The organism is Trichocoleus sp. FACHB-591, from assembly GCF_014695845.1.
Taxonomy (GTDB): domain Bacteria; phylum Cyanobacteriota; class Cyanobacteriia; order FACHB-46; family FACHB-46; genus Trichocoleus.
On the sequence record NZ_JACJPA010000078.1, the window covers coordinates 156,940 to 171,912 of the forward strand.

Annotated in this window: 8 protein-coding genes; 3 read left to right on the plus strand and 5 right to left on the minus strand. The window is 43.1% G+C overall.

Going from position 1 to position 14,973, the window contains the following annotated elements:
- Positions 1 to 20: 20 nt before the first annotated feature.
- Positions 21 to 1,973 carry a tetratricopeptide repeat protein gene (locus tag H6F90_RS14195; RefSeq protein WP_190553075.1) on the minus strand — a complete coding sequence of 651 codons (1,953 nt, stop codon included), beginning with the start codon at positions 1,971 to 1,973 and terminating at the stop codon, positions 21 to 23.
- Positions 1,974 to 2,031: 58 nt separating this feature from the next.
- Positions 2,032 to 3,201 carry a glycosyltransferase family 2 protein gene (locus H6F90_RS14200; RefSeq protein ID WP_190553076.1) on the minus strand — a complete coding sequence of 390 codons (1,170 nt, stop codon included), beginning with the start codon at positions 3,199 to 3,201 and terminating at the stop codon, positions 2,032 to 2,034.
- 139 nt (positions 3,202 to 3,340) lie between these two features.
- On the opposite strand from H6F90_RS14200, the gene H6F90_RS14205 reads away from it, so the two are divergent.
- From H6F90_RS14205 to H6F90_RS14215, 3 genes are all read left to right on the plus strand, one after another.
- Positions 3,341 to 4,663, plus strand: a complete 1,323-nt coding sequence (locus tag H6F90_RS14205) for a class I SAM-dependent methyltransferase (RefSeq protein WP_190553077.1) — start codon at positions 3,341 to 3,343, stop codon at positions 4,661 to 4,663.
- 123 nt (positions 4,664 to 4,786) lie between these two features.
- On the plus strand, positions 4,787 to 5,338 hold the full coding sequence (locus tag H6F90_RS14210; RefSeq protein ID WP_190553078.1) for a type IV pilin-like G/H family protein: 552 nt from the start codon (positions 4,787 to 4,789) through the stop codon (positions 5,336 to 5,338).
- Between the two features lie 313 nt (positions 5,339 to 5,651).
- Positions 5,652 to 7,730 carry an O-linked N-acetylglucosamine transferase, SPINDLY family protein gene (locus tag H6F90_RS14215; protein ID WP_242024471.1) on the plus strand — a complete coding sequence of 693 codons (2,079 nt, stop codon included), beginning with the start codon at positions 5,652 to 5,654 and terminating at the stop codon, positions 7,728 to 7,730.
- Between the two features lie 85 nt (positions 7,731 to 7,815).
- Here the strand turns inward: H6F90_RS14215 and H6F90_RS14220 are convergent, their stop codons facing one another.
- The 3 genes from H6F90_RS14220 to H6F90_RS14230 all read right to left on the minus strand — a co-directional run bounded on the left by H6F90_RS14220 (position 7,816) and on the right by H6F90_RS14230 (position 14,961).
- A complete protein-coding gene (locus tag H6F90_RS14220; protein ID WP_199295915.1) occupies positions 7,816 to 11,640 on the minus strand; it encodes an FkbM family methyltransferase in 3,825 nt (1,274 codons plus the stop codon).
- Positions 11,641 to 11,828: 188 nt separating this feature from the next.
- Positions 11,829 to 12,140, minus strand: coding sequence for a hypothetical protein (locus tag H6F90_RS14225; RefSeq protein ID WP_199295916.1), 312 nt, complete (start codon positions 12,138 to 12,140; stop codon positions 11,829 to 11,831).
- A 250-nt stretch (positions 12,141 to 12,390) separates the two neighbouring features.
- Positions 12,391 to 14,961: an O-antigen ligase family protein gene (locus H6F90_RS14230; protein WP_190553081.1), complete on the minus strand. Its 2,571-nt coding sequence runs from the start codon at positions 14,959 to 14,961 to the stop codon at positions 12,391 to 12,393.
- Positions 14,962 to 14,973: the final 12 nt, after the last annotated feature.

A 14,973-nucleotide genomic window follows, 5' to 3' on the forward strand; every position in this document is an offset into this window, starting at 1 on the left:
CATAACTCAGTATAGCGTAGTTATTTCTTGACAAAATCTTGTAGAGCTTGATTGACTCGCACGAATACGTCTGACCAATTACCCAGTGTTGTTTGGCGGAACAACCGCATACTTGGATACCAGGGGCTGCGATCGCTATCAGTGAACCAGCGCCAGTCAGGTACAAAGTTGAGTAAAACCCAAACTGGACATCCTAAGGCACCGGCCAGATGAGCTACTGATGTATCGGTTGTAATAACGAGATCCAACTGTGCTATTGCAGCCGCTGTATCACTAAAGTCGTGAATGCGATCGCCCAAGTTCTGTATAGCTATTTCCCTAGGAAACTCAATTAGTTCAGTCGCTTTCGGCCCCTTCTGTAGGCTGTAAAAAGCAATCTTAACAATCTCAAGCAGTGGTAGAAATTGGTCTAGCGAACAAGAGCGACTGCGATCGCGTCCATATTCAGGATTTCCTCCCCAAGTCAGTCCTACTTTAAGAGACGTATTGGCAGTTGATTGCAAAGTAAAAGGAAAAATCTCAGGAGGGGACAAATAAGGAATATTGGCAGGAATATTACCTAGCGAGGTACCAAACAGGTGCGGAAGGCTAAGTAGAGGTGCATGAACATCAAAATCAGGCAAACCTGATTCCCAAGAAACTACTTGCTCAATATTTGGTAAACTGCTGAGCAGACGAACTAAGGGTTGAGGGCAGACGATCTTAACAGAACCGCCGCGCTCAGCAACTAAGGGCGCATAGCGGACAAATTGCAACGTATCACCGAAACCTCCTTCGGAGTGGAGGAGAATACTGCGACCTTCAAGGTTGGTACCATCCCACAAAGGTTGAGGAAAGGAACGAGGCGCGATCGCCTTCATTTGCCAACGAGCCTCAAACTCTGCAAAACCGACTTCTAAATGACCTGTTCTCAACAACAGTAGACTTCGGTTCCAATGTTGACTAGCACGTTTAGGCTCTAATTGAATCGCCTGCTCATAACAGACGAGTGCCTCAGAAAATTCCCCCTGTTGCTCAAGGGCAACTCCTAAATTGTTGTGAGCAGAGGCATGGTTAGGATTTAATGCCAACGCTTGCTGCTGAAAGGTAATTGCTTCTTCAAAATGATCTTGCCTTTCGTATGCGATCCCCAAGTTGACATAAGCTTCAACCTGGCTAGAATCAAGGGTTAAACTTTTCTGAAGTACAAGCACCCCTTCTTCCAGTTTACCAAGTTGGATATAGGCAATTCCTAAGTTCGTTAGAGCATTTGTATAGTCAGGGTTTAGTTGTAAAGCCTGCTGAAGAACTGAAATGGCTTCTTCATACTGGCCTAGCTCATTTAAGATGAAGCCTAAGTTATTAAGTGTTGTGATATCACAGGAATTTAGATTAAGCGCTTTTTGATAGTAATAACGTGCTGCTTCTAGCTTGCCTTGCGCCTGAGAAATATATCCTAAGTTGTAGTAAGTAATGCTGTTATCAGATTCTATAGTTAAAAGCTTTGTGTAGCAGGCGATCGCAGCTTCCGGCTGATTGTTGCTTTGAAGAGCTAAGCCTAGATTGTTATGCGCTGCTGCATCGGTTGGATTAAGCTCAATGGCACGTCGATAATGAGCGATCGCACCTTCAAGCTGGTTTTGTCGTTGAAAAATTAAACCTAAGTTGTAATAAGCAGTTGCGTAGTCTGGATCTAGTTCTATAGCTTTTTGGTAACAAGCGATCGCATTTACAAAATCACGTTGCTTGAGCCATGCGTTACCAAGATTTTTATGAGTTTCAGGTGATAGTGGATTTAGTTCTAAGGCTTTGTGATAGCATGCGATCGCCTCAGGCAACTGGTCCTGCTGCACATAAGCGCTAGCCAGTAGGTTATATAGCTCAGGGTGGTCATGAAGTTGCTGGAGTGCCTGATTGAGTAGCGCGATCGCCTGGTTATATTGCGCTTGAGATAAAAGATCTTGGGCTTCATTAGCTAGTCTGGAAACATTCATCGGTTGGACTAAGGGCTAGATGATGTTTAGGTTGAACGAAAACAATGTGAAAATGAGTTTAAAGCCGAATCTGATACAACTGCTGCTTGGCGCTTTCTAATCCTGCTTGCGCTGGTTCGTAATCTGATTGAAAGGAGAGCGCTAATTCAAAAGCTTGTACTGACTCTGGGAAACGCTTGAGTGCCATATAGCTATAACCCAGGTCGCAAGCAGGCCAAACAGTTAAAAAGTTGAGATCGAAAGGTTCTCGCTGAAAATAGCGACCTTGACGACCCATTGCAAGACATTGCTCAAAGTAAGTAGCGGCGGCCAGCGGAAAGCCCAACTCTTGCATAAGCGAGCCAGTCAGATGATTGAGCGGAGGGTAATCAGGAAACCATTCCAACCCACGACGACAAACCAGCATGGCTGTTTCATAATCTTGTTGCTCGTGGAGAAGGTCGAGACCCAAAATGAACAGCAAGGCTGGCAAGCGTACCGTCTCACTCGGTAACTCGCCTAGCAGTAAATGGGGAGAAAGACGCTCAAAAGCTTCTGACCAGCAGTTTCTAGCTTTATCTATTTGCTCAGTTCTTAAGTAAGCATTACCTAAAGTTAAAAGTAGTAGTAAGCTGAGAGGCCCCTGCTGGCGAAGTCTTTCCAGCAGGGGAATATTTCGAGTCAAATTTTTGTGTAGAAGTAAGGCATCGCTATAGCCGTAGTGCCGAATTTCGAGACAACTTAGGCTCTGGATAAAGTTGGTGGGGATATATTGGTTTTGATAAGTGATTTGTTCGTGATAGCGCCCAGAATACTGTAGTTCAGCCAAATTTCGGAAGAGCCTTATCGTTGGCAAGGCGGTTATTGGTTGATGAGCATCGAGTAAGGGAATCCAATAAGCAAGAGATTCGGCACTACTATTCATTAATTGCTCGCGCCAAGCCTCTGATTTAACAAGTAGCTCTTCATCAGCATCCAGCGTTAAAATCCAGTTTCCAGAAGCTTGAGCGATCGCAAAATTTCGGGCAGCAGCAAAATCATCACACCATTCAAACGACTTAACCTGAGCTCCATACTGCTGAGCAATCTCGATTGTATTGTCGTCCGAACCCGTATCGACCACAATCATCTCGTCTACATGCGATCGCACACTGCTTAAACAACGGGGCAGGTTCTGCTGTTCGTTCTTAACAATTATGCAGAAGGATATCCAAGGCTGAGGCATAGAAACGGAAACAGGGCGGCTCATACTAGTGATCCATACAAACCAAACATTAGAATTCCCTAGTGATTGCAAGAGTAACGCAAGTAAACTGGGAACAATGGAAATGAATAACTAATATGCCTCACCTGAAGTACATCATTTAGAGTTTCAAGGAAGACTTCACATGAATAATCAAGCATCTGAAATTGAGAAGATTCGTCAGCAATTTGAAATGGCTCCCTACCCAACAATCCCATTAGAGAATTCTCCTAAGGAGAGCACTAATCTTCTTTATTTTCATAACTTGACAACTGCATTTTACTTAAAAGACCACAAGATTATTGACACTAAAGATAAAGTAATTCTAGATGTAGGTTGTGGTAGTGGCTATACCTCATTAATTTTGGCAGAAGCTAATCCAGGAGCCAAAATTGTGGGTATGGACATTTCCGAGAAGTCTGTGGAATTAGCCCGTCAGCGATTGCGCTATCACGGGTTTGATAACTCTGAATTTTATACTTTGACTGCGGAAGAACTTCCTAGTCTAAACCTCCAGTTTGATTACATCAACTGCGATGAAGTTTTGTACTTGCTTCCTGACCCCGTGACTGGTCTTCAAGCTATGAAGGCAGTACTCAAACCTGATGGTATTATTCGAGCGAACCTGCATAGCTCTCTACAGCGAGAATTCTATTTCAGAGCTCAAAAGATCTTTAGAATGATGGGTTTAATGGATGGCCCACCTGAAGAATTAGAGATCGAAATAGTCCGAGAGATTATGCGATCGCTCAAATCGGATGTTTATTTAAAGTTAGTGGCTTGGAAGCCCGACTTCGAGACTGATGTAGAGCGAGTACGGGCAAATTTGCTACTCCAGGGTGACAAGGGCTATACAGTTAAAGAACTCTTTGCCGCCCTCAAGGCTGCCAATCTGGAATTTGTCAGTATGGTGAAGTGGCGACAATGGGAAATCATGGATCTCTTTCAAGACCCTAATGATTTACCTTCTTTCCTAGCGATGAGCTTACCAGAGATCTCTGTAGAAGAGCGTCTCCATCTATTTGAGCTTTTACAACCGGTTAATCGATTATTAGACTTTTGGTGTACTCACCCTAATGAGACAACAAGCTTTAGCTCTGCTTCTGACTGGGAGCTGGCAGAGTGGCAGCGTGCCCAAGTTCAGTTACATCCTCAATTAAAATCGCCAACAGTCAAAGAAAAGCTGATTAACTGCATCGCTGCCCGTCAGCCTTTCGAAATTAGTCAGTTTATTCCGGAACCAGCCAAAACCCCTGTCGTAGTAGACAGCCAAATCGCTGCTTGCCTACTACCTCTTTGGGAGGAGAGTCAGTCTTTTATGTCTCTGGTGAGGCGGTGGCAGATGGTAAAGCTAGTCAACCCCGTCACCTTAGAACCCGTTAGTGAGCAAACAGCTCTTGAGGAAGTCAAGCAACTTCTAAGTGACTTAGAGATCTATCTATACATTTTGGCAGAAGTGGCACAGTGATGTTACCGAGGAAAACTGCATGCAAAAGTTTTCCTCGGCAGGTGATATGAAAGCCTATTGAAGTGGGTAAATTACATTCAGGAGTTAGAAACCAAGCACCCCGCACCTCAAGGAGAAACTTTAATGAAGACCGAATTTCAAGCCAAATTCCTTCAGCACTTGACTCAGAAAAAGCAAGAACAGGGCTTCACCCTAATTGAGCTTCTCGTTGTTATCATCATTATCGGTATTTTGTCTGCGATCGCATTGCCTTCCTTCCTGAACCAGGCTAACAAAGCGAAGCAATCCGAAGCGAAGCAAAACGTGGGTTCCATGAACCGTGCCCAACAAGCTTACTACCTCGAAAACTCTACCTTCGGCAGCACTGTTGAGAACCTAGGTCTTGGTATTCAAACCCAAACTACTAACTACACCTATACAACTGATGCGAAAGAAACAGTCGGCATCTCCACTGCTGTGATCAACCGAGGCAGCTCTCTAAAGGCACCTCTAAGACAGTATGCAGGTCGGGTAGAGTTGGGCACTGTGATCGCGACTAGCGAAGCAACCACCCTAGCGATCCTATGTGAAACCAAGGCTGTTGCTGGAAACCCAATCGCTGCCAACCTTACCCCCGTTAGTGTTAGCGTCGATAAGGGATGCACCGATACCGGTAAAGTGGTAGACGCTAAGTAAGCTTATAGCATTGGCAGTCTAGAATATTAAGCTAGCTGTCCAGTTTGAAATATTTCTAATATTGGGGTGGGCAAGCATTGTCCACCCTATCTTTTTAAGATTTGCTGCCATCTAAGATGCAACAACTAACAATATATTGAGCTAGGCTATGACTTCTGAGTTTAGTGCCGACAACTTACATAAGCTACAGCAGCAAGCTGACCAGTGTTTAGCACAAGGACAACATAGCAAGGCTGCCAACCTCTACGAGCAAGCGATTGAAGTTACCCCCAGCATTAAACGGAACTACTGGTATTTAGGTTTAGTACTACTTTTGCAAGGGCAAGAAGCTGAAGCGCAAACTACTTGGTTTTTAGCACTGGCAGATGTAGATGAAGAGCAATTACAAATATGTAGTGCTGAATTGGTTGAAGTGTTGCAGTCAGAAGCAGAACGGCAGGAGAGTTTATCTTCTCAAGAAAGCTATTCGATCGCTTTAGCAATTCGGCACCACCTCCGAGAAATCTTGCCCACAGATATCAACAATCTTCTAAGGATTCTACAAGTATCTGCTCAACTCGAAATACTTTCTGGAGATGATCTCGACCCCTTAAACTTAAATACATTACTGCAAAGGGGTAACACTCAAGGCGTTAGTTCCCCCTTATTGATGAGTGTTTTGCAAAATGTTCTAGAAAATGATCCCTTACACCCAGCAGCTTTGGAGTTTGCGAAAGCTTGCCTACCATATATGGAGGATATAGAAGCGGGGATTCGAACATTAATCATTCCAGCAATCAAAATTGCTTATTCTTTAGGAAAAGTTGGAGTAGCCATCTATTTGGCAGAGCTGTGTCTGAATCTTAACTCAAATCATTTGGGAGCTTTAGGACATTTATCTGCGTTTTACTATAAAGCTGGTGACTATGAAAAAGGTATTGAAGTTGCCAAACGATATTACGGCATTGCTCAAACACTGCCTGGGAAAGTCTATGGCAACTTCCTGTTACTAAAATCACTGACGATCTCTGGTGGTGCCTGGGAGGAAGCCGATGAGGCGATGCAGCATCATAAGAATTTATTGCGAGCGCTGATTGCACAAAATCCTACTGATCTAGATCGTGGTGCAGCATTGTCAATGTTTACATCGACCTTCTTCCTGCCTTACATGGAAGATGAGCCAGAAATTAATCGTTACTTTTTCAATCACATTACTGCGGTTTGCCAAGCTAGCATTCACAACTACTCAAAGGGACAGGCAGAGCACTATCAGCAGCATCATTCAACAGTTCTGCAGATTGCGACTGCATCTACTAAACCATTGAAAATTGGTTACGTTTCTGGCTTTTTAAGACAGCACTCCGTTGGGTGGCTAGCCCGTTGGTTATTTCAACATCACGATCATAAGCGCTTTCAGATCCATACCTACTTTGTAAATCAACCCCAGGAAGAAACATTTACAAACTACTGGTTTGTGAATAATACTGAGCAGGCTAAATTTTTGGATATGGACGGATTGAAAATTGCCGACGAGATTTATCGAGATCAAATTGATATTTTGATAGATCTCGATAGTATTACGCTAGATACTACTTGTGAAGTTATGGCTTTAAAGCCAGCACCAATTCAGGCAACATGGCTTGGTTGGGATGCTTCCGGAATTCCAGCTGTCGATTACTATATCGCCGATCCCCATGTTTTGCCAGTATCTGCACAGAACTACTATACAGAGAAAATCTGGCGCTTACCTGAAACTTATATCGCTGTAGATGGCTTTGAGATTGGGGTGCCAACCCTAAGACGTGATCACCTAGACATTCCAAGTGATGCAGTGGTTTATTTGAGCGCTCAGAAGGGGCATAAACGACACCCAGATTTGGCACAGCTTCAAATGAAAATTTTGAAGGAAGTGCCTAATAGTTATTTTTTGCTGAAGGGTTTGACGAATGAAGAGATGATGAAAGAAGCGTTTATTCAGCTTGCGGAAGCGGAAGGAATCAGCAGCGATCGGTTGAAGTTTTTGCCGGGAGTTCCATCAGAGGCAGTTCACCGAGCTAATTTAGGCATCGCTGATGTTGTGTTAGACACCTTTCCCTACAACGGAGCTACAACTACATTAGAAACACTATGGATGGGAATTCCGTTAGTGACACGAGTGGGAGAACAATTCGTCAGCCGTAACAGTTACGCGATGCTGATGAATATCGGTGTCACAGAGGGTATCGCTTCCACTGCTGAGGAGTACGTGGAGTGGGGAGTTCGTTTCGGTCAAGATCCAGCTTTAAGACAACAAGTTGCTTGGAAAATGCGTGCCTCCCGACAAACATCTCCCTTATGGAATGCTAAACAATTTACACGCAATATGGAGAATGCGTATCTGCAAATGTGGGCGAACTACTTAGACACAAAATAAAAAAACTATCAGAGTACGAGAGAAGCCTGAAGATTGAATACCTCTCACACTCTAAACCGATCCTAATTTCTGTCTTTGTAGTCAGTTAGCTGGTCGAAAGAGTTAGTAACTGTTGAACTTCTAAAATAGGTAGTTGTCTAGCACTGACTGTATCGATCGATTCGTGATCTTCATGTGGTAGAGTGACACGGCTTTGAGTGCGACTAAGGAGTACTTGCCACTGGCTACTACTTAAGTCAGAAATCAATGAAATTTCAGGTCCATCATCAACCTCAAGTTCTTCTTCGAGCAGCAAATTCATCGTAATGCTCGAAAGTGCTAGGTTAGCATCCTCAGTTGAAATGTTATTGCTGTAGATCAACAAGGTCATGCGATTTCTATCAGGATGAGTTGCGATCGCTCGAATTAAATCCGCTAACTCTGTACAAAAAACTTCTTCTGATTGATTCCAATCCGGAAAGACTATGAGATTAATAATGCTTAGGTTAAGAGATGCTAGCGTAGCATTAATTAGAGCCTCACTTACCTGTTGAGCCATTTTTTGCCAAGAAAACTGCTTGGCCTGCTCTAGACCAGCCTGAATTAAGGACTGGCGAACCTCTGGCTTTTGAATTTCACACAGTGCACTTGTTAAACCGCTAACATCACCAGGTTGCACATACACAGCTGCTGGACCAGCAACCTCTGGAATTGAAGCATTAGGACAAGCAATGACTGGGCAGCCACAAGCCATAGCCTCAACAATAGGTAATCCAAATCCTTCATATATGGAGGGATAAACTAAAGCGATCGCTCCAGCGTAGGCAAGTGACAACTCATCGTCTTCCAAATGCAGCATATGAACTGTGCTGCCCGCAGCATACAGTCTAAATTCAGCCTCCAAAGATGTAGCAACACCTGTGCAAACAATGTCAAACCCTAACTTGCTAACAAGCTGAGAAAATGCTTGAAAGAAAACGGCAGCATTTTTGTAACTTCCTCTAGCTCCGGAGAGCAAAAAGTAAGGTTTAAAGATGCCATATCTGTACTTGAAAGCGTTAATAGCCTCAGAGTTTGCAGGAGCGAAGGAAGGAGCAACACCACTGTGCGCCACTGTAATTGCAGCTGAATTAACCTTAGGAAAAAATTTAACTAAGTCGTGAGCTGTATTTTGTGAAATCGCAATGTATGCAGAAGCATAATTAATGCTGTTGTGCTTTTCACGCCACATAGGTTGAGTAAGATCTGCCCCAACAACCTCAGGAATCATGTCATAAACCATTAAGACAGAGGGAGTCGAAACAGGAGTAGTGTAGTATGTAGAGATCAATAGATCAGCACCTTCCTCATCACAAATTTGTTGTAATAGTTGGCGATCGTTCTCTGTATGGTTGTAGTCGTAAGGAGGAATCAATCGATATCGCACTCCAGGAATATCTGGAGCCGTTCTAGCTCGGTCCAATACCAGCAGATGTTTGGCAAAGCCGGTGTTCACCCATTCTTCTAAAAGGGATCGCCAAACCCGAGCAATGCCAGTTTTGTATAGCTGAAAAAATACACCATCAATCACGATAGTGGGTTGGGGCCGACTCAATGAAGCCACCTGCTGTTGTAAGTCTTCCAGGCTTAAAAACTTCCAAGCATTTGTAGTTTTTTCCTTTTGAGCGATTGGTACAATTCCGAGAGATTCGGCAGTAGTAATCACTGTCTCATCATGCACCCAAGCAAAGTAATCGCGTAGAAGCAATGGAAAACGGGTTTCAGCTTGTAGAGACTGCCATTGCGTACAAGCATCGACATAACCGTAATATTTTTCTTTAAATTCCAATTGCTCTAGCGTTACATATGCGAAGTGTTGAAAAACCAATCCTTTAGCTTCAGTTTCCTGATGTAAAAAAGGATTAATTGAAGCAACATCTTTCCATCCATCGCCATTAGGTTGTACCAAAATAGGTGGCTCATGAGCTGCCCAGTAGCACCCTGGCTGATAGCGCCAAGTTCTTAGCCACTCTTGCTGTGGATTTTGAGCATAACAGTAACGTGAACTAATTAATAACTGCTCTCCTACAAAGTAGTAGCACCAATAAAAAGCCGCCGTCTTATTAGGAGTTTGAATAAATAAGCGACGAGCTGCGTGAATCTGCTCCACAGTCCATAGCTCATCAACATCTATTTGCCAAAGTAGACACTCTTCATCAATGTTTGCTAGAGGTGCATTTACCATTTCTAGTTTGCCATCCCAGAAGGTTCTTTCGGGCTTGCGGTAAATGGTCACCCGATCTGGATATAGCTCTGCTAACTCATCTAAGTATTTTGTTGTACCATCCTTACTTAGACCGTTCTGATGAATTTCCTCAGTAATATGACCCCCTAGTCTCACACTCCAAGCTGTGTCATTCTTAAGATCAGCAACTCCTTCAACAATATGCCAGTGCCATTCAAAGGGTAGTTGATTAAAGATATCGATATGATATTTAATAAAAGGGTCACCATTTAAAACAATAGTGAAAAAGTGAATTGGAAGACTGGGGAATGCAAGATAGTTTTCATAAAATGAAGTTGAATTATTAACCTGTTCTCCAATTTCTCCCAAAGGTGTAATACGATGACATTCATAACCATTTTGAATTAGTATTTGAAAAGTACCTTCTGCTGTTCTATTCAAACCCTCCAGCATTTTTTGAGAAATTTCAAACTGAATGAAATGAATTGCTTGCTTTCGAAGAAGGTCTTGGGCTCCTTGAAACACATTACTCTCAGCACCTTCCACATCAACTTTCAAATAATCAATCTTCTCAATACTTTGCTTTTGACAAAAGGAATCAAGAGTAATAGCCTCAACCATTTCAGTTGCAACAATAGGTACATAATCAATTCCATTCTTTGGATTCAGCATGGAAGGCTTGCCAATACTATTCCATGCTGAATACTCTTCTGGAAACTCATTGAGTTCGATGGACGTATTTCTACAGAAGACAGCTGTTTTGAGGATAGTTATATTTTCAAGAGAATGCTGGCTAACTCTCTGCTGTAATTTTTGAAAAGTATTAGATGTTGGTTCAAAAGCATAAACTTTTCCGCTATGGCCTACTAACTCACTGAGTAGTAATGAATAGTCACCTACATTAGCACCAATATCAAAGACAGTCATGCCAAGATTTACCAAACGTTTAGCAAGATACTGTTCTGCCTGTTCCTCCTTGAGCCCGGTTTGATCCACATCACTAATTCTTTTAAAGATTGCATACCCATTACGAAGTTTAAGGTTCTGAGAAATTAGCGTATATTTCTCGTCCAATATCAATTTCTTATAATTATTGAAATTCTTAAATGCCTTAACATCATCCAATAAAATAAACTTTGCTCCATAGACTTCTTGGAGTTCTGCCTCACCTGTAAAGTCAGAGCCATCAATAAGAACGAGATCGAAAAAATCTATATTATTTTCTTTCTTTATTTTCTTGATTCCTCTTTGCTCAATACCAAATTTTTTAACATATTCTAAATCTTGATTCAGCCATAGTAAAACTTGATCTATAACATTAGGATAAAGATTTAAATTAGTTTTAATAGTTGTATAGAAGTCAACAACTTCGCTGGCACTTGGAAAGCTTTCTGCCGGAACGGAGGAAGCATTATAGCATTTGACAAATCCTTCGCTACTGTATGCGCTTTGAAGCTCTAGAAATCGTGGTTTTGATATTTCTATGCAAAATAGAATTGGGTGACTAGGGTTATGGCGTAACCCTTTTACAAATGCCTCGGTACTTCCTCCCCCTGATGATGAGCCAATTTCCAAAACAGTTTTGATACTTGCTTCTTTTGCTAAATTTTGAATAGCTTCATAAAAATCATCATCTTTTACTTCTGGAGGAATTAGACGATCTAATTCAGAATTAAGCATCATTTCATTATTGTTCATGTTATTCATAGTTTTTTCAGTAGGCTACAAATACAAAGGTGAGGTTTTGATTCTTCAAGTAACTGGAAACAAAAATTTTATTTGTGAAACACAAAGCTAAGTTTTGTTAAAACTCATGCTTTTTGCTAGCAAAAATAGAATTTCTATCCTTAGCTTTTCACCTTAAAAATACTTTATGAACTCAACAATTTTGATCATTAGTTGCGATCGCCTATTTTGTGCTCAACTTGCTTCAATAAGGCTTGGTACTCTAGTCTTGCAGGATTCAGTTCTATGAGTCGTTCTAAGGGTTTTTTCGTTCCTTGAAAGTCCTTCATTTGTAAGCGAACTTGTACTAAACCATCTAGAGCAACTTGATTTTGGGGTTCTCGTTGTAGAACAAGCTCATATCCATTCTCTTGAAGTTCTAACTGAGAATTTATAGATTCTTGAGAGGTTGAAGGTTGTTGGCTGAGTTGTTGCAGATCTTTAGTGATAAAGTTGGCAATTGCAAAAACAGTGGAACCCATGAAGCATGCTGCTGATACAAGCGCAACCATCCGTTGTCTGCGCTTAATTTGAGATTGGCGGGATTCTATGTAATCGTTAAAACTAGTCATGATTAACTGTTAGCAAAGAGATTGAGCAATATTAGAGCCTCACCTTTTAGATTACCCATTTAAAGAGATCTGGGATCAGGTTTCTACCAGTTGTCAGTGTTTGCCCAAAGAAGTTAGGTCTGTAGAAGCACCACTACACCCTCGGCTTAGAAACGAAATATTAGAGAGTTTGAAGGAGAGCATAACGTGATGCTTGCAGAACCAAATCCCATGCAGGTATGTAAGGTGGTACAGATAGTACATCAGGGAAGAAATTCGTCATCACAGCGTTTTCAGCAACAGTGAGGAAATCTGTAGGCGCAGGACCATCAACATGTCGGATCAGAATGCCAAATCCTGTGCGAGTACGACGGTATTGACGAGTTGCAGTATTTTGCTTCAGCCACTGATCAAACGTATTTAGTTGATTCATGTCTGAGGATAAAGTTTGTATTAAGGTTGAGGGAGGAGCAGATTGTTCTACATTGAGCCAAGCTTGGTTTAGGAGAGATTGACGTTTATCAGGAGCAAGCCAAGCAGCGATCGCCAATTTACCTGGTGAATTAGGCAAGACTTGTAATTGTGCGTCTACGGTTTTGCCTTCCGCTATTTGCAGGATAACTTGACTGAGAAGAGTGCCGTGGGTATCCCAATCTGTATGCGCTGCTCTCAGGTTACCTCGCCACCAATTCAGACCGCCGCGCAGTTGATGGCAGTAGGCGCGAATTGTTTCTAGCTGAGTAGGAGTTTGTAATAGCTCTGTACATTTTGCTGTGACCCGATCCAGCATAGGCACGTAGAGAGGTTGGAGGGTAGGCGAGCGCCAAAGCGGGCTAGTAATGAGTAACGGATCGCGCAGTGCTTCCAAGGCTACTGCTTCTGTCGCCAAATCAACTTTGCCTTGTGCTAATAAACTCAGCCCCAATCCATAAAACACTCCTCGTTTAGCAGGCACAAGCTGAGCAGAGCGAACAAACTCCTGGGTTGCTGCTTGAGGGTCTTGATTCAACAAAAGCCAAGCCAGATTGGTATGCCCAAATTCTTGGTATGGAGAAGCCTGAATTCCTTTCTGAAACCAAGCAATCCCATCTCTTTGAAGTTGGCTTTGCTGCTGGAGATCATTGGTTTGCAGACTCAAATTCCCTAAGTTCCACCCCAACTGATAAGAATAATACGATTCCCAAGGTGCCAAAGCAGCTGCTTGACTGAGGCGTTGAACAAAACCAGGTATGTTTTCTCGGCTAAGAGCGATAAAGCCTTGGCTTGACAACTGCCAAGCTCGATGAATTGGAATTAGCCAAATACTGATCACGAGAAGTAGCCCTAACCCCATATAACTAGCTCCTTGAGGCATTCGTCTCGTAACTCGAAATCTAGGCAGGTTGATAACTGGTTTTTCAGCAAAAGTCTCGCAAAAAACAGCGGCAAGGATAGCGATAAAAAGAATTAGAGTGCCACTGATACAAACATTATCTAGCTGGTAGTCAGTCAAGCTACTGATCCCATAGCCAAAAAGACTTGCGAGAATACTCCAAACAAAAACTTGATCTGTGTGTTGACTAACAGTGGAGTGAGATGAGATTTTACCCACCCAACGAATGCTTAAGTAAGCAAGGAGGACGAGCGCTATTAAACTTGTGCCCATACCCCATAGACCTAACTCAGCCCAAATTTGAACTGGAGTACTGTGGAGTTGATAGGTTAGCTCTGCTTCTCTGCCTGCCCAGCCCGGGCGATATTGCTGATAAACAATTGGGACGCTGCCAGGACCAGAGCCCAAGACCGGGTGAGCGATTCCCATCCGCCAACCTGTCACAGCAGTAATCATCCGGTAGGCAAAATCGCCACTGAGTTGACCGCTGAGGATTGCAATCATTGCAGTTTTGAGACGTTCATTGGTGAGTGCTGAGAGGCTCAAAAAAGTCAGCATCAAAAGACTTCCCAAGCCTAGCCAAAGACGGGGTAAAGAACTACGGAATAGTAGTAAAACAAAGCCGACTACGCAAAGCGCTGTGAGTCCTAACCAACCACCGCGCGAACCTGTGGTGTAAAGCATAACCAATCCCAGCCCTACTCCTACTAACCAAAGCCAGCGTTGTCTTCCAGTTTGCAGAATGCTCAGGGCTACTAAAAGGGGTAATTCAAGAAGGAGATAGCCTGCTACATAGTTGGGATGACCGATAGGAGCCCAATTTCGCAACTCTAATGTTGAGAGGTTCAGCGAAAGATCAGCCCCTGACTGACGGAGTGTTTGTAGCCGATTTAGCTCTGGCAGGATGGTTTGAGTCAGCCATAAGCCTAAACTCACAATGATGAAGGTTAGATTTAAGTATCCCTGCCCCACTAATAGATGGTAGCGATCGCGAGGAGTCTGAACTTTATAGTTGAGCGCATACAAGCCAGCCAAAAAGCACAAAGCAGCCCAAGCGTACCAACGAGCTTGGACAGGAAATTCAGCGACCGTAGCTGAGGCGACTAGTCCAACCACAGTGAGACCCGCGATCGCATCTAGGCCGTTACCCAACCCGAGACACTCCTGCCGATGCCAGACCATCCACAAGAGCCATAGTGGCAGACAAGCTAGACCCACTTGCCAAAGAAACACCCAAGGCCACGAAACCACCAAGGTATTGCTGTCAGGAAGCAATGTGAAGAGTACGTAGAAACAGGCGACTAGCAATCCTAAAAGTGAACCTTTAGAATTGGGGGTTGCAGACGGGGCTTTTTTAGTCAGAGGGCGATCGCCAGTCATGGGCTTGTATAG